14 protein-coding genes are annotated in these 16,241 nt (G+C 57.6%); 2 read left to right on the top strand and 12 right to left on the bottom strand.

Features of this window, described 5'->3' with window-relative positions; translation table 11 throughout:
• From KJI95_RS11255 to KJI95_RS11230, 6 genes are read right to left on the bottom strand one after another with little or no spacing between them, the layout of a single operon-like run.
• A complete protein-coding gene (locus tag KJI95_RS11255; protein WP_214507305.1) occupies positions 1-1,335 on the bottom strand; it encodes an alginate export family protein in 1,335 nt (444 codons plus the stop codon).
• Positions 1,332-2,891 (bottom strand): SEL1-like repeat protein, encoded by a 1,560-nt coding sequence (locus KJI95_RS11250; protein ID WP_214507304.1) that lies wholly within the window; start codon positions 2,889-2,891, stop codon positions 1,332-1,334. Before KJI95_RS11250 ends, KJI95_RS11255 begins: the two co-directional genes overlap by 4 nt.
• Positions 2,892-2,906: 15 nt before the next feature.
• Entirely contained in the window at positions 2,907-4,058 is a 1,152-nt protein-coding gene (locus tag KJI95_RS11245; protein ID WP_214507303.1) for a PilZ domain-containing protein, read from the bottom strand.
• 13 nt (positions 4,059-4,071) lie between these two features.
• Positions 4,072-5,586 carry a glycosyltransferase family 2 protein gene (locus KJI95_RS11240; RefSeq protein ID WP_214507302.1) on the bottom strand — a complete coding sequence of 505 codons (1,515 nt, stop codon included), beginning with the start codon at positions 5,584-5,586 and terminating at the stop codon, positions 4,072-4,074.
• Between the two features lie 5 nt (positions 5,587-5,591).
• Positions 5,592-7,025: a mannose-1-phosphate guanylyltransferase/mannose-6-phosphate isomerase gene (locus KJI95_RS11235; RefSeq protein WP_214507301.1), complete on the bottom strand. Its 1,434-nt coding sequence runs from the start codon at positions 7,023-7,025 to the stop codon at positions 5,592-5,594.
• A gap of 60 nt (positions 7,026-7,085) precedes the next feature.
• Positions 7,086-8,396: a nucleotide sugar dehydrogenase gene (locus KJI95_RS11230; RefSeq protein WP_214507300.1), complete on the bottom strand. Its 1,311-nt coding sequence runs from the start codon at positions 8,394-8,396 to the stop codon at positions 7,086-7,088.
• A 671-nt stretch (positions 8,397-9,067) separates the two neighbouring features.
• On the opposite strand from KJI95_RS11230, the gene KJI95_RS11225 reads away from it, so the two are divergent.
• A complete protein-coding gene (locus KJI95_RS11225; protein WP_214507299.1) occupies positions 9,068-10,480 on the top strand; it encodes a phosphomannomutase in 1,413 nt (470 codons plus the stop codon).
• Between the two features lie 91 nt (positions 10,481-10,571).
• On the opposite strand, the gene KJI95_RS11220 is transcribed toward KJI95_RS11225, so the two are convergent.
• The 5 genes from KJI95_RS11220 to KJI95_RS11200 all read right to left on the bottom strand — a co-directional run bounded on the left by KJI95_RS11220 (position 10,572) and on the right by KJI95_RS11200 (position 14,981).
• Positions 10,572-11,177 carry a DUF2238 domain-containing protein gene (locus tag KJI95_RS11220; protein ID WP_214507298.1) on the bottom strand — a complete coding sequence of 202 codons (606 nt, stop codon included), beginning with the start codon at positions 11,175-11,177 and terminating at the stop codon, positions 10,572-10,574.
• Positions 11,178-11,254: 77 nt separating this feature from the next.
• Positions 11,255-12,391, bottom strand: coding sequence for an ABC transporter permease (locus KJI95_RS11215; protein ID WP_214507297.1), 1,137 nt, complete (start codon positions 12,389-12,391; stop codon positions 11,255-11,257).
• Positions 12,381-13,313 (bottom strand): ABC transporter ATP-binding protein, encoded by a 933-nt coding sequence (locus KJI95_RS11210; protein ID WP_214507296.1) that lies wholly within the window; start codon positions 13,311-13,313, stop codon positions 12,381-12,383. Before KJI95_RS11210 ends, KJI95_RS11215 begins: the two co-directional genes overlap by 11 nt.
• Complete coding sequence (locus KJI95_RS11205) at positions 13,306-14,286, bottom strand: HlyD family secretion protein (RefSeq protein WP_214507295.1); 981 nt, start codon at positions 14,284-14,286, stop codon at positions 13,306-13,308. Before KJI95_RS11205 ends, KJI95_RS11210 begins: the two co-directional genes overlap by 8 nt.
• Positions 14,283-14,981, bottom strand: a complete 699-nt coding sequence (locus KJI95_RS11200; RefSeq protein WP_214507294.1) for a TetR/AcrR family transcriptional regulator — start codon at positions 14,979-14,981, stop codon at positions 14,283-14,285. The genes KJI95_RS11205 and KJI95_RS11200 overlap by 4 nt, the downstream gene beginning before the upstream one ends.
• 222 nt (positions 14,982-15,203) lie before the next feature.
• Between KJI95_RS11200 and KJI95_RS11195 the strand changes: the two genes are divergently transcribed.
• On the top strand, positions 15,204-15,488 hold the full coding sequence (locus KJI95_RS11195) for a hypothetical protein (protein WP_214507293.1): 285 nt from the start codon (positions 15,204-15,206) through the stop codon (positions 15,486-15,488).
• 10 nt (positions 15,489-15,498) lie between these two features.
• Here KJI95_RS11195 and KJI95_RS11190 read toward each other — a convergent pair whose 3' ends face one another.
• Entirely contained in the window at positions 15,499-16,149 is a 651-nt protein-coding gene (locus tag KJI95_RS11190; RefSeq protein ID WP_349356735.1) for a phosphatase PAP2 family protein, read from the bottom strand.
• Positions 16,150-16,241: the final 92 nt, after the last annotated feature.

Genomic DNA, 16,241 nt, shown 5'->3' with positions numbered 1-16,241 from the left:
TCAGTAGCGCGCAGTCAGCCCCAGCATCAGCTGGTACTGGGTGTCCATGTCGCCCATAGCATCGGCCGGAAAGAACGCGCCGGCACCAACGAGCAGATTGAGCTGCTGCACCCGGCCATTAAAGGCCCTGGGAAACTGCTCCCAATACCACTGCAGATCCAGCATTTGGCCAAGGTGTGTACCGCTGCCCATCTCCTGCTCGGTGCGCAGCGCCCCCGGCAGCAAGTCGGTCTGGCGGTGCAAATCGGTCAGCCGCAGGTTAAGTTCCTGACGGGAAGCCGGTTCGATCCGTAAACCCAGGCCCACATATTTAAGGTTGCGCACTTCAAGACGAAAGAAGGAGCTCACCAAACGGGTACCGAAGTCGTCGTTTTCGCGCACCCGGTCAGACTGAATCCGGTTTTGGAAAAAACCGTCATCGGCTGCGGTCGGCTTGTCGGTCAAACCCCACTGCAGCGACAGCCGGGGCTTAAGGATGAGCTGCGACCATTGCAGCCCGACATCAGACAGCCAGGCCCAGCCCTGAACATCGACGCTTTGCCACTGGCGCTGCAGATACTGCTCGCGCTCGCCATCGATAAAGGCAAACTCGGAGTGATAATCCAGCAGCAGGCTGCCAAGCGGTGCATCGCCCTTGGCAAACAGCCCCAGCCGGTAGCCCTGATAATCGCGGCGATCTTCAATGTCCTTATCTGAATGGTCGTGCTCCAGCATGGCGCGACCACCGAGCCAGTGACGGCTGCTCCAGCGAAGGGCGTATTCACCGAAGGCATACAGCACCTCGTCATCGGCGTCGCTCAGATGGTCAATGTCGGTGTTGTAGCTGGCAAGCTTCTGGCCCAGTGCCAAAAAGCCCTCGGAGGTGCTGCCCTGATAATCGAACCGCACCGACTCCAGCGCATCATCCCACCACAAACCGAGACGGTCAGAATAACGTTGCCGCCCCAGCGTCAGCGCAAAGCGCGGGTCATCGCCCAAGAGCCGGCGGCGGACGAAAAACTCCCGCAGCTCGGCATTGAAACCGTCGGTTCTGGCATCGTCCTGCTCCTGCACCAGCGCCGCGTTTTCATCGTAAGCCAGCCAGCCACGGGCAAAAACCTGCCACTTGTGCCACTGTTTGTCCGGGCTGTACCAGTTGAACGAAGGCTCGTAGCGCAGGCTGTAGAAATCATCACTGCTGGCGCCAAGCACGCCATCACGGGGAGCATAACCGCCCTGCACAGACAGCTTGTGGCCCCACTCGCTGCTAACAGGTTCGGCCGACATGGGCGCTGCAAAGCCGTGCGCCCCCCACAGCATCAGGGCACATCCGGCCCATTTGCCAAACTGACTCATAAACTCTCCAAATCCTTGAGATAACGGGCGCTTTCCTGTTTCACCCGCTTGATTGTGTCGCTATCGAGCTGACCTTCGAGAAAACGCACGATACTCATGGCGCGCTGACCGCCCATGCCAAGGGTTATCAGGGCATAGCGATAACCCTGCTCGTAATCGCGGCAAATCGCCCGGCCATAGGTATAGATACCCGCCATCCGATGCATGGCGGTGCGCTCGCCCTTGTCGGCAAGTTGCTTGAGCAGCGTCAGAGCACGCTGCTGATCCGGTTCATCGAGGCCGCCACGGCTGTAGAGGTCGGCAAGCAGCAGCTCGCCCTGGGCATCACCTTCGGCAATCATTTGCTGGATTAGCTTATGGGCCGCCTCGGGGTCAAGGGTTGGCCAGTCAATCACCATCAGCGCCGCCACCCGCAGGCGCCTGCCCTGAAGTGGGTCTTGCCGTTCGATGTCGCGGATAAGTGCAAAGGCTTCATCGCCACTGTACGACTCGGGTGAGGATGTCATTGAATACAGCTGACTTATCATGGCATCCAAGAGCCCGGCCGATACGGCCTGATCAATCCAGTACTGACCTTCGGCGCGAATTTGCTCAGACTCGGGCTGGGCGCGCGCCAGCTCATCGGTGGTAGCCTCGTTCTTTTCAGGCACAGCCTGGCTCTTTTCAGGCGCAGGCTCGCCGCGGGCAAGTGCCTGCGCTATTGCCCGCTCCTCGGCGGCCCGGCGGGCGAGCTCTGCCAACTGCTCATCAACCCGCTTAATGTCGGCGATGCGGTCGAGTACCTTACCCGTGGCCAGCGCCACCTCGGCGCTGACCGGCGGCGTTGCCGTTTTCAGGTCGTCCGCAAAACGGCGAAACAGGTTGTCCCTGTCAGTCTCATTCAGCGCCTGATAGTAACGCTCCACCGCCTTGGGCTCGTAGCTCATGGCGTCGCGAAAGCGTGCCAACGCAAGCTCGGTGTCGCCGTTATGGGCGGCGTGAACCGCTGCAAAATACGCGGTTTTACAATTCTCGACACAGGCAGCCCCGTACAGCGCCAGCAACGTGGCCTTGTCTGCCACCAGTTCGGGGTACAGGAGCGAAACGTCCAGCGTGGCCGCCACCGATGCCAAATCACGGTCATGGCTGTAGAGCCTTAGTGCCCGCTCAAAGTAACTGCGCTGGCTGGATTGCAGATGCGGATACATCTCCACAAGCCGCACCAGCCCACTGAGGGCCGCCATTTCACCGCGGCCATCATCAAATGCCTGTTTATAAAGCGCAATAATCCGCGTACTGTCGTCGGTTTCGGTCTGCAGCAAGCGATTAGCCAGCATCAGCATGGCGCCTGTGTCGCCATCGGCGGCCAGTTGCTCCAGCGCGCCGGTGACAGGAGCGGCAGGGTCCTGATACAGGGCATAGCGAACCTGCTCAAGGCTCAGGGCGGCGGCCGGGCCGCTGAAGGCAACCGAGAGCGGCAATGCCGCCCCCAGCACTGCGCCCAGCGCCTTGCTCAGCATAGTTTTGAGCGGGTGGCTAAGGCCGATGAGGCGGTTTTGCCTCGGTTGAATGTCCATATTCACGCCTGTGCCTTAGCCGAGTGGGTTTGCCGGTAACGCCAGCCCCTGGGAAAACTGCACCCACACGGGTTTCAGATAGGCGGCGCTGGCCAAAGGCGCATCGGGTTTGATAGTCAGGCGCACCCGCTGGGTATCGACATCGGTCACCGAACTTAAGATTTCACCCTGAATACGGCGCTCATCACCATACACCTGCAGCTCAATCCGGTTTACCGAGCCAAGGGCTTCAAGCTGGCTGTAGGGCACACTGGCCTCCACCAGCATAGCGGCATCTTTGGGCAGCAGGTGCACCAGCACATCGCCCTTGTAGCCAAAGCCTTCCTTGCGGCCTTCGGGGAAATACAGCACGCAGTCGCAGGGGCTGGCGATGACGGTTTCGACGTTGGCAAGCCCGAGCAGGCTGTTGGCATCGGCACTGGAAAGCTGGCTGACGACGGCAAGGTCGTTGGCGCTGGTGAGGCGGCTGGCAAGCTGCGATGACACGCTCAGCAGCGGCTCACCCTGCTTGACCTCGGTGGCACCGGCGGGCAGCAGATACTTCACCACGCCATTGTCGGGCACGCTTATCACATGGTTGGCACTGACCACCCGCGCCTCGGCGGCGGGGAAGCGAAAAAACAGCCCGTAAGCCTGATAAGCGGCAAAGGCGATGGCACCCAATCCAAGCAGTGAAAACAGCAGGGTGCCCAGCAGCGCCTTGGCGCGCTGCCACGGGGTACGCACATGCTGGAGCTTTTGCTTGCGCTCCTTAATGTAGTTTTCCCGCTGCATCACATTGAACAGGCCGTTCACGTCGGCCATTTCACCGGACATATAAGCGGAAATGATGTAACGCAGAATATCGGTGCGCTCCGGCTCCATATCGACAAAGCGGGCGCCGACTTTATTGTCGGCCTGTTTGAGCACAGTGATGCGACCCTTGATATTGAGGTCTACCCCTTTAATCGACAGGATGATCAGCACCCGATAGACACCGTTGACGGTCAGAGTCTCTTTACAGCTGAGCCCAAGTCCGCCCAGCGAAATATCCAGCAGCTCGCAGGGGATGTGCCGTTTTTCATCCGTGTCGGTCAACATCACTTTGGCAGGCAGTTTGGCGCGCACAAACTGGCGCTCATCTATGGCTTCGTGCACCACCGCGGTGGCAGGCAAGGCAATACTCATCTCAATCCCTTGTTTAACGTTGAGTCAGTTGTAGCAGTGCGGAAATCACCCCGAAGAAAATGGCAATGGACGATAACCAAGCCACTTTCGAGGTCCAGCGATTCATGCGCACATCCAGATTTAACTGGTTGTTCAGTGTGGTTTTTTGCCGGGTCCAGCTTTGCTGATCCATATGGAACATGGAGTACACCTTCATTACCGATCCCACTATCTGGTTGTAATACAGAACAAAGGGATACAAAGGGTCCACCGGATGCCGGGTCAGGAAAAAGGTTAAGGTGACCAGGGTTCGAGACACCAGGATCCAGAACAGGTACACCAGCAGGTACTGAATACCAAACAGCAGCCCCGCCAGCAGCGAGCCGGTGAGGCCGGCAAGACAGGTCCACATCGAGACCCGCTGGTCATAAAGCACATAACTGGCAAACAGCCCCAGCCGGCGCAGGCCAAGCTCCTTGGTGGCACGGAAGTTCTGGCGCAGCGAATTACCGTACCAGCGGTACATCAGGGTGCGGGTCGCGGTAAAAAAGTTGCCCTCGGGCGGATGCTCCACCGTTAGGGTGTGGCTGTCGGGCACATAATAGGTGTCCCAGCCGCCGCGCATCAGCGAAAACCAGGACGACTTGTCATCCCCGGTCAAAAACTGGAATTTGCCAAGGCGCCAGTGCTCGAGAAAATCGGCCTCCACGTCCTTGATAAAATCCGGATCTATCATCACCTCGGCGCGGAAAAACGACAGCCGTCCGGTCAGGGTCAACACCCGATGCGACAGCGCCATCGAACACATGTTGATGTGGCGCTGCACAAAACGCATGGTGTGCCATTCCTTGATTAGACGGCCGCCCTCCACCACACAAAACTCGTTGGTGGTGACCCCGCCCACATTGGGCAGGGCGGCGAACACTTTCACCGCCTTCTCGATACAGCCGGGCAGCATGATGGTATCGCCATCAACCACGCCGACCACCGCATCCGAGGTGGGCATACGCCGCGACAGAGCACGGAACGCATGGGCGAGGCCGTCGCGTTTTCCGGTACCGCGCGCCCGCACCACCACCAGCTGAATGCGCCCTTCCCCGCCATCCACTTCCTGCAGAATTTGGCGGATAAAGTCTTCATCCCCCCGCTCCACAATGGAGGCGATCACAGTGCTTGGCACCTCAATCGCCATCAGCTCTTCAAACACCGAGCGATACACCTTGTAGGTGGTTTCGGCCGGGATCCTGAAGCTGGTGACCACCATGTACATGTGCGATGGCAAAGCATCCTTGCCCATGGCATCCACCCGGCTGCGAAGCCCGGGAAAATGCCAGTGCAGAAAATACATGCCGCGCAGGTAATGGATAAAGGCGTTGGAGTAACGCCACAGGCCCACTGCACCTATCAGCAAAATAAACTTATGGTGAGCCGGGTCGAGATAGGCCGGGTCAATCAGGGTCGACGCCAGCGCTATCAATCCAAACAGGCAGGCCCAGCTGCTGATTTTACGCAGCCTGGCTTGCCATGGGCTCAAACTGGACACATGCATGGGGCTTACATTTCCTGGCGCTGTTCAAGGCCTGGAGCACGGCCGTAGATATCATCGTAGCGCTCGATATCGTCTTCACCCAGGTAACTCCCGGACTGTACCTCGATGATTTCAAGCGGGATTTTCCCTGGGTTAGCCAGGCGATGCACAGACGCAATCGGGATGTAGGTCGACTGGTTTTCGGTCAGCAGAAATACCTTGTCATCACAGGTCACTTCAGCGGTGCCGGACACCACAATCCAGTGCTCGGCACGGTGATGGTGCTTTTGCAGCGACAGGCGCGCGCCGGGCTGCACCGTAATGCGTTTCACCTGAAAGCGGCGGCCCTGGTCCACTGAGTCGTAAGAGCCCCAGGGACGGAACACCTGCGGATGGCTGTTGACCTCATCACGGCCACTGGCACCCAGGGTATTGACCACTGTCTTGATGTCCTGACTGCGGTCGGCGTGGGCTATCATCACCGCATCCTTGGTCTCCACCACCACCACATTGCTCATACCAAGCACAGTCACCAGACGGTTGGTGGCATGGATGTAGCTGTTGTTGCAGTCCTTGAGCAGCACATCACCACGACAGGCATTGCGGTTTTCGTCCTGCGCCTGCACTTCACGCAGCGCCGACCAGGAACCCACATCGGTCCAGCCACCGGCAAAAGGCACAACCACCGCCTTGGCGGTATGCTCCATCACCGCATAGTCGATGGAATCGTCCGGACAATGGCGGAACGCATCGGCATCGATATTGAGCACGCGGGACTTGTGCTTGCTGGCAGCCAGAGTGTCGTTACAGGCCTGCAGAATCGCCGGCGAATACTTACCCAGCTCTTCGATAAAGTCGCTGCAGCGGAACATAAACATGCCGCTGTTCCAGAAGTAGTTGCCCTGCTCGACAAACTGCGCGGCGAGCTGTGAATTCGGCTTTTCGATAAACTCGGCCACCGGCTGAGCCTGCCCGAGTAAACCCACCGACTCACCGCGAATGTAGCCATAACCGGTTTCAGGATGCGTCGCACGAATGCCAAACAGCGCAAGCTGGCCAGACTCAGCCACTTTGCCAGCCTCGGCAACGGCGGCTGCAAAAGCGTTTTCATCCTTGATAAGGTGATCGGCAGGCAGTACCAGCAGCATCTCATCGCGGCCCTGCGCCAGCAGATGCATGGCCACCAGCGCTACCGCCGGCGCGGTATTGCGGCCAAAGGGTTCCAGCACCATCAACTGCGGCGCATGGTGCACCTGAGCCAGTTGTTCGCTGGCAATGAAGTGGTGTTCACTGTTACAGACCACAATCGGCGCCTGCAGCTCCACACTGCCAAGACGCAGCATGGTTTGCTGTAGCAGCGAGTGTTCGCCGGTCAGTGCGTGGAATTGCTTGGGGAACAGCTTACGGGACAGCGGCCACAGCCTTGTGCCTGTGCCACCGGACAGAATCAGCGGGATCATGACATTAGTCCTTGTCTGGATTGACTGAAATCTGCGGCAGCCAGGCTGCCGACAGCGGGTTTACCAGCAAATGCCTTCGAGATTTCCATGGCTTGGCTGGTGCATAAAACCAATAAGATCAAACACTCGCTTGCCTTCGGGTGCATGATTGGCCAGGGTGGCAAAACGCGCATCGCCATTACCAATCACAATCACGTCCGCATTGTTAATCACGGCGTCGAAATCATTGTTGAGCAGTGAAGACACATGTGGGATCTTGGATTCGATGTATTCCTTGTTGGCGCCAAACACGCGGGCATACTCAACGTTTTCATCGAAAATCTGCAGCTCAAAACCTTTGCCAATCAGCTTCTCGGCCAGTTCAACCAGCGGGCTTTCACGCAGATCGTCGGTGCCGGCTTTAAAGCTCAGACCAAGCAAAGCAACGCGGCGCTTGTCGTAAGAAGCGATGGTTTCGAAGGCGCGCTGCACCTGCAAGGCGTTACTCGGCATCAGGCCGGCAAGCATGGGGTGAGCCACATCGAGCTGACCGGCGCGGTAGGTCAGGGCGCGCACGTCTTTGGGCAGGCATGAACCACCAAAGGCGAAGCCGGGCTTCATGTAGTATTTGGACAGGTTTAACTTGTGATCCTGACAGACGATGTCCATCACGGCGCGGCCATCGACACCACAGGCCTTGGCGATATTGCCAATCTCGTTGGCGAAGGTCACCTTGGCGGCGTGCCAGACGTTACAGGTGTATTTGATCATCTCGGCCACTTTGATATCGCGGCGGAAAATCGGTGCATCCAGGTCGCGGTACAGGGTTTCAAGCACGTCGCCCGACTCGGTATCAAACTCGCCAATTACTGTCATGGCAGGGAAGTCGTAGTCGTTGATGGCGGTGCTTTCACGCAGAAACTCAGGGTTAACCGCAACACCAAAACCTTCGCCGGCTTTTTTGCCTGAAGCACGCTCAAGGATTGGAATAACGACGTTATGCACTGTGCCCGGCAACACTGTGCTGCGCACCACCACAGTGTGGCGTTCGCGCTTGTCCCGCAGCGCCATACCGATTTGCTCGCATACCTGCTCGAGGTACACCAGATCCAAATCGCCGTTACGCTTGCTCGGGGTGCCCACGCAGATAAAACTGACCGAGGTATTGAGCACAGCGTCGATAATACTGGTGGTGCCGCTCAGCAATCCGCCCTTGATGCCCTTTTGCAGCAATTCCTGCAATCCGGGCTCCACGATGGGCGACATGCCCTTGTTGATGAGTTCTATCTTGGTGTAAGACACATCGACACCAATCACTTTATGGCCGCGGGCCGACAAACAACCGGCACACACAGCTCCGACATATCCAAGTCCAAAAATACTGATATCCATATACTTAATTTCCAAGATAGATAATAAAAATCTAGATAATAAAAACCCTTGCCGGAATTAAATACTCCAACAATAAACAATCCATTCCAGCAGTGATGCAAAGCAGCATGATCAAAAGCTCAGAATTAATTTCAGAGTTCGAGTCATGCTAAATTCGGGCTGAATTCTACCCAGTTGGAGTAGTAACTCAACTGGTTTAAAAAAAATCAGTCTGGAACGTGAAGAACGTAGGAGATGGATTAAACCTTCGTTTCCAAAGCCGCCAAAATGAAATTAACAAAATAAAAACATTAATATCAGGCAACGCTTAAAAACCTAGTCAAACCAAAAGATAACAACATGATAGCGAGGACGTCGTGGTTACAAAAAAGTAATTTAAAGAAAACAAGCAAGACAAACCTAGGTCTATAAAATCAGATAAAACGTGCAACTTAGGAATGATTAATGTCTATCAAAAGGTCGGTCGTGTGGTAAAGGTTAACCGGAAACTGAAAGTAAAAAACAAACCTACCCCACAAAATCGACATCACTCAAGTCCAAACAGACAATAATCAGGGATAAGTAGAAGATATTTAACGGCAAACAATCAACCTTTGAAATAATCAGCATTAAGCCATATCATTTGCCCAGTTTAAAATTAAGGATTGGCAAATTAAAGGAAGGATACTTTAATGAATGCAAAGGATTTAATTTCAAAAGAAATTATCGAAACCAGCGGCGTAAAATTTGGCACCAGTGGCGCCCGTGGTTTGGTTACCCAATTCACCGACCGGGTTTGTGGCGCATTTACCCTCGCCTTTCTCACCACCCTGCAAACCAGACAGCCGGTAACCCGGCTTGCCGTTGCCATCGATCGGCGCCCCAGCAGCCCCGACATGGCAGCCGCCTGTATTGGCGCCGCCCGGGCACTGGGTATCGAGGTTGACTACATGGGCACAGTGCCCACACCGGCGCTGGCATTGTACGCTCTGGATAAAAAAATTCCGGCCATCATGGTTACCGGCAGCCACATTCCGTTCGATCGCAACGGGCTTAAGTTTTATCGTCCCGACGGCGAAATCGACAAGCAGGATGAAGCCGATATCCTTGCCTGCAAAGCCCCATTGCCAGCGTTTGAACCCCAGCGGCCTGAACCTAGCAACGATGCGCGTCGCCTGTACTGCAAGCGCTATATGGCGATGTTTCCGGACACCCCCCTCGATGGCATGCGCATCGGCTTATACGAACACTCGGCAGCTGGCCGCGACATCAGCGCCGCCATTCTGAGCGCACTTGGTGCAGAGGTTATCTCCCTTGGTCGTACCGAGACCTTTGTGCCCATCGACACCGAGGCCGTCAGCCATGCCGACAAGCTGCTCGGACAGGAATGGGCCGAGCAACATCAGCTCGATGCCCTCTTTTCCACCGATGGCGATGGCGATCGCCCCCTGCTTGCGGACGAGCACGGCCAGTGGCTGAGAGGCGATATTCTCGGGCTGCTGTGCGCCGACACCCTCGGCTATCAGGCGTTGGCGGTGCCGGTAAGCTGTAACAGCGCTATCGAACTCAGCGGCCGCTTTACCCAAATCAAACGCACCCGCATTGGCTCACCCTACGTGATTGAAGCAATGCTGCAACTGAGTTCGGCCCATGAAAAAGTCGCAGGCTTTGAGGCCAATGGCGGCTTTATGACCCAGGAACTGCCCACCCGCGATGCGCTTTTACCCGCGCTTGCAGTGCTGGTGCGGGCACGCACTGAAAATCGCCCCTTGTCACAACTGCTTGCGTCGCTGCCGGGACGCTTTACCGCCAGCGATAGGCTGCAGGACGTCTGCGCCGCCACCGCTAAGCCCTGGCTTGACCATTGGCAGCAGGATATTGCCAGTTTCTGCCGCAGTTTTGCCCCGGGACAAAAGGTTATTGAAACCAGCCGCATCGACGGCCTGCGGATGGGGTTAAACAGCGGCGATGTCATCCATATCCGCCCCTCGGGTAATGCACCGGAGCTGCGCTGCTATGTCGAATCGGGCTCCGAAACGGCGGCGACAGCCTTGCTGCAGCACGCCCTGCAAACCCTCAATAACGCCGTCAGATCTGCACAGTAATGCCACTAAGGTCTTAGTGTGATAACAGTGCAGCCAAAAAACCGCCTGATGGCGGTTTTTGTTTGAACCAGTTTTTTTCTCGGCCTGCGGATTAGCCTCTCGCGGCAAGCTGTGCGAGTTGGCGATCGTGCCAGCGGCTCAAACTCAGCAGCGCCACTATTGCGCCCAGCAGGGCAAAGCCCATATCAGACTGGGTGTCCCACACATAACCCTGGGTGCCCAAAAACGCCTCGGCGCCCTCGCCGGTGGCAATCGCTACCCACCACTCAATCAGCTCGTAAAAGGCGCTGAAAGCCAAACAGAAACACACTACGAAGAAGTTGCACCAATGGCCCTTTTTCATCACGCCTAAACGCAGCACCAGCTCGCGGGCAATAATGGCTGGAATAAAACCCTGGGCGAAGTGGCCGAGCTTATCGTAGTTGTTGCGCTCCCAACCCATGGGCTCCTTCAGCCAGTCAAACAGCGGCACTTCGGCATAGGTGTAATGGCCGCCCACCATCAGAATGACGCAGTGAATCAGGATAAGCCCGTACACCAGCGACGTCAGCGGGAAACGCCGCTCGGTGGCGGCAAGCACGGCAAAACCAATCAGCGCCGGCACCACTTCCAAAAACCAGGTGAAGCGGTCCAAGGGGCCAATCGCCGACCAGATAAACACCGCCAAAAACACCCCAAGCCACAGTAATCTGCCCATGCCATTACCCTAATATTTTCAATAGACTCAGGCAGTTTACCCGCGAATTTGGTGTCTGTCGCCGTTGAGGCCAAAGGTCAATCCAAGCGCTTACTGAATTTCAGTGTGGCGATAATAATGCCCATCACCGAAAACCCAATCAGCCACAGGGCATCGAAGCCAAGCTGCATCACCTCGGCGTCCCGCAAAATAATCGCCCGCGACATCCGCATAAAGTGGGTGGCGGGCAGGGCCTCGGCAATCCACTGCGCCGGAATTGGCATGGCCTCGTAAGGGAACATAAAACCCGACAATAAAATCGAGGGCAGCAGGATAAATACCGTCATCTGCATCGCCTGCAACTGAGTGCGGGCAATGGTGGAAATCACCAGCCCCAGGGTCAAACTGGCCAGAATGAACAGCATGGCGGCCAGCGCCAACGAGTCGAGCCCGCCGCGCACCGGCACCTTAAAGATAAGGTGACCGGCGCCGAGGATAATGCCCACCTGAATAAAGCCCACCAGCACATAGGGCAGAATTTTACCGAGCATCAGCTCCAGCGGCCGCACCGGGGTGGTTATCAAAAACTCCATATTGCCCTGCTCGCGCTCGCGCACTATGGCGGCCGAGGTAAAAAGCACCATGGTCATGGTCAGAATCACCCCCAGGAGCCCCGGCACTATGTTCACCACGGTGCGCTGCTCGGGGTTGAAGTAATTGACCACCTCGAGGCTTGGCACCGAGTCGGTTACCGGCCTGCCGAGCACTTCGGCAAGCGGCATGGAGCGCAGCGACCGTATGGCGCTCGCCACGACTGTATCCGAGCCATCCACCAGCCACTGGCCCACGGGGGCGGCGAAATAGCTGCCGCTAGCGTGAAGCTCGCGCTGGCTCTGGGGATGGCGTGCCAGACGCTCGCCAAAGTCGGCGGGCAGCACCAACACCGCCTTCACCTTGCCGGCGGTAATGGCCGCCTCGGCTTCGGGCACCGAGTGATAAACCGCCACAAAATCCACCACCTGGGTCGCACTCACCGCCTGCACCATGGCGCGGGACTCAGAAGTCGCACTCAAGTCCAGCAACCCGGCGGGCAGATGACGGGCGTCGGTGTTGATGGCGTAGCCAAACAGCATCAGCTGCACCAGCGGGATCATCACTATCATGCCGAAGGTCATTCTGTCGCGGGAAAGCTGACGCAGCTCCTTGATTAAAATAGCAAAAACCCTAAGCCACATGCTGACCTCCCGCCCGCTCGCCGGTGCAGGTAACAAACACATCCTCAAGGCTCGGGCGCACCTCATCCATGGGGCGGTTGCCGGTTTCGGCCCCGAGCCAACCGATAGGATCGCTGACGTTGTTACTGACCAGCACCCGCAGCCGACTGCCAATCTGCGCCGCCGACAATACCTCGGGTTTGGCCACGAGTTGCTGTTTGAGCGCACGCAGCTCATCGCCGCCCACTTCCACCACCCGGGCGCCCATGGCCTGCATCAGTGCCTTGGGCGAACCATCGGCACGCTTGATACCGCGCTCGAGAATCGCCAGACCATGACAGCGCTCGGCCTCATCCATGTAGTGGGTCGACACCAGAATGGTGCAGCCCTGGGCGCAGAGGTCAAACAACCGCTCCCAGAATTCGCGCCGGTTTTCCGGATCCACCGCCGAGGTGGGCTCGTCGAGAAACAAAAGCTCGGGCTGATGAATAGTGGCCGCCGCCAGCGCCAGGCGCTGCTTTTGGCCGCCACTCATGGAGCCCGCCATCTGCCCTTCACGGCCGCTGAGGGCGTACAGACTGAGCAGCTCATCAATTCGCGTGTGTGCCCGCGCGCCCCTGAGGCCATAAATACGCGCCACAAAGCGCAGGTTTTCCAGCACGGTCAGGTTCTCGTAGAGGGAGAATTTCTGCGTCATGTAGCCGATGCGCGAGCGCAACCGCTCCTCGGCGCCGGGCAGGGTTTCACCCAGCACCCGGATATCGCCCGCACTTGGCCGCAAAAGGCCGGTCAGCATCCGAATTGAGGTCGACTTGCCACAGCCGTTGGGGCCAAGAAAGCCGTAAATACTGCCTTTGGGAATGGCTAAATCCACCCCGTCGACGGCGGCGAGCTCACCAAAGCGCTTGCTCATGCCGTGGGTTTCGATGGCAAACTCAGTCATGATTGCGGCTCCCGCCAATGACCACTTCTACCGCAAGGCCGGTGGCCAGGGTGCTGCCTTGGGGCAGGTCGATATCGGTGAGGTACATCAGCCGCGCCCGGTCGCGCTCATTGAGGGCGTAAAAGGGGGTAAAGGCGGGTTCGGCGCGAATACGGCGCACTTTTGCCTTTATCATCGCCCCCGAATTGGCATCGCCCGGGTTATCCACCCGCACCCCAACCTCAGCGCCGGGAAGCAAATCGCTGAGGGCGGGGGCAGGCAGATAGGCTCGCACGTAAGGCGCATCCAGAGCCAGAAGGCCAACAAGCTGGCTGCCCTGAGTCACCCTGTCGCCCTCGCGCCAGGGCAGCAGTTCCACCACGGCATCGCGGGCAGCATAAAGCTTAAGATCGCTAAGCTCTTTTTCGGCCAGCGCCAGCTGTGCCCGGGCGGCTTCCACCGCGGCCTCGGCCTGCAGCAACTGTTCGCTGCGGGTACCGGCAATCAGCTCTTTCAGGACTTCCGAGGCGCGTTTTTGCTCCGCCAGCGCACGGTCCCGTGCGGCAATAGCCTTGTCCATATCGGCCTGGGTTAACACTTTCTCCCGCACCAGCTTGCGGGTGCGCTGAAACTGGGCCTCGGCCTCGGTCACACTGGCATTGGCACCATCGACACTGGCTTTGGCCTGAGCCAGCTCTTCATCGCGGGCGCCCCGGGTGAGCTCGCTGAGGCGCGCATCGGCACCGGCAAGATTGGCTTTGGCCAGCGCTACCTGTGCCTCGGCGCCGCGACTGTCGAGTTCCAGCAGCAAGGTGCCTGCCTTGACCTCGTCCCCTTCTTTCACATGGATGTTGGCTATCAGCTCTGACGCCGGGGCAGTGAGAGTGAGGCGGTCGCGCTCCACGGTGCCGTAAATCACCTCGGCACTGTCGTTGCAGCCGCCAAGACCAAACAGCATCAGGAGTGCAAGTGCAGAAAATAATGGGGATTTCATTGAGCATCTCCGGTTTGGGTGTTGGTCGGCGCGTTAAGAATGCCTTGGCTGAGCACCTTGATATGGTGGGAAACCAGCTGTTGCAGGCCCTGAGGTGACTGCTCCAACCCCAGTGATTGAAACAGCGCCGGTGGCGCTATCATGGGGAATACCATCAGGCTGACCAGGCTTAAGCGCGCCAGTTGCGGGTCGATATCGGGCCTGAGCGCACCTGTGGCCACCAGGGATTGCATCAGCCAGCGGTGCGACAACTTAAGTACGTCGCCAAACACCAGCATCAGCAAACGGAATGACTCACTTTGCGGCCCCTCATGCAGGGTGCTGAAAATCAGCCTTGGCAGGCCTGGGTGAGCACCGATAGCGCTGTAATAGGTTTGCATCAGGGATGCCAGACCCTGAGGGGCGCCCTGCTGCGACAAGGCTTTGAAACGCTCAAGCACCGGGGAGAGGGTTTCGCGCACCATGTGCTCAAACAGCCCGGGTTTGCCGCCGAAGTAGTAGCGGATCATGGCTGCATCCACCCCGGCGCGGCGGGCAATTTCCCGGGTCGACACCCCCTGATAGCCAAGGGCAATAAAGGCTTCCCGCGCCGCATCAATCAACCTGATGCGGGCATCGCTGTCGCCGCTGGGTCGGCCCTTAGCGGCGGCTTTCGCTTCCCGATTAACGGACAGGGTTTTGCTTGTTGCAGCCATGGCGTTCCCTAAAATTCCTCACATGATGAAAATACTAGGGGAAAGCGCCCAACAATGGCAGTATGAAAATTCTCCAAATCTGCTTAGATTGAGGAATTTTGCGCGCGGCGGCTCAAACAGCAGCGCTGGCGCACCGCTTTTGCAAAGCTAAGGCGACAGCCGTCAGCAAAGGTCATGGGCCAATAAAAGAACAAGAGCGAAAAGGAAAGGACAGGAGTCGCTATGGATTATGGAATGTATCTGCTGCTTATTGCCGCGGGCCTGGAGCGATTCTCATGGGTTTCGCTGCTCAAACACATAGAGCGCAGCTACCCGGATATATGGCATCAGGCCTACAGTTATAACCGCCAGCCCGGCACGCCGGTTCGCAGCGATTATATCCGCGCCATGCTCAAGGATGGCGAGCTCGCCAACAGCAATGACCCCAAGCTTGTGCAATATCGGCAGCGGCGTTATCTCACATTTGCAATCATGGTGCTGACGGTGCTGCTGTGGCTTGCGGCGTAATAGACACTCATCAGACCGGCGGCTGCGCTGCAGGCACAGCATCACGCCGTCGCATCGGCCAGAAAAGGGCGTAAAGCAGAGTCGCCACCAGCCAAGACAGCAGCAGGCTGGTCAGATCATGGCTCAGGAAATGGGCTCCCCTAAGCTCCTGATCCAGCCCAAACACCAGCCCAACAAAGAGAACAAGCGCCAGTGACACCCGGCGCCAACGTGGGAAATACTCACGGGCAAAGTAATACAGGGCTACCCAGGCAAAGGCGCCGCCCGAATGCCCTCCGGGAAAGCACTGACCGGCGGCATCGCCTTGCCATAGGCTCATGGGAAACGGAACATAGGGATGGTTGCCGCCAAATTGCGTCAAATCCCAGGGGCAATACACATGGGTAGCACTTTTGCCAAAGCGCACCAAAAGCACACTTAAAGTCACAGAGCACAGCAGATAAACCAGACCACGACGGTAGGCGTGGATACGTGGATAAAACCGGCTTGCCAATAGCATCCCCACCAGAGCTACCGACATCAACACCACCAGATCGCGCCCGCCTGTGTGTAACACGGTATCGGTGAGCCAGCCATTGCGCAGCGGCCAATTCTGGCTGCCACCTTCAAGCTGAAACAGCCAACCGGAAAACAGCAAATCGATATCAAGCCAACCCAGCACGGCCAATAACAGGAGTCCTGCACTAACGGGCAAGGCAAAAAAACGCAGCCACCAGGCTTTTACACGCAAACTATGATTGGGCACAGCGTCTC

The sequence above is a fragment of the Shewanella jiangmenensis genome (assembly GCF_018596335.1).
GTDB classification, from domain to species: Bacteria; Pseudomonadota; Gammaproteobacteria; order Enterobacterales; family Shewanellaceae; genus Shewanella; species Shewanella jiangmenensis.
The sequence above is the reverse complement of the archived record's forward strand: the minus strand, read 5'-3'. Positions and strand labels throughout refer to the sequence as shown.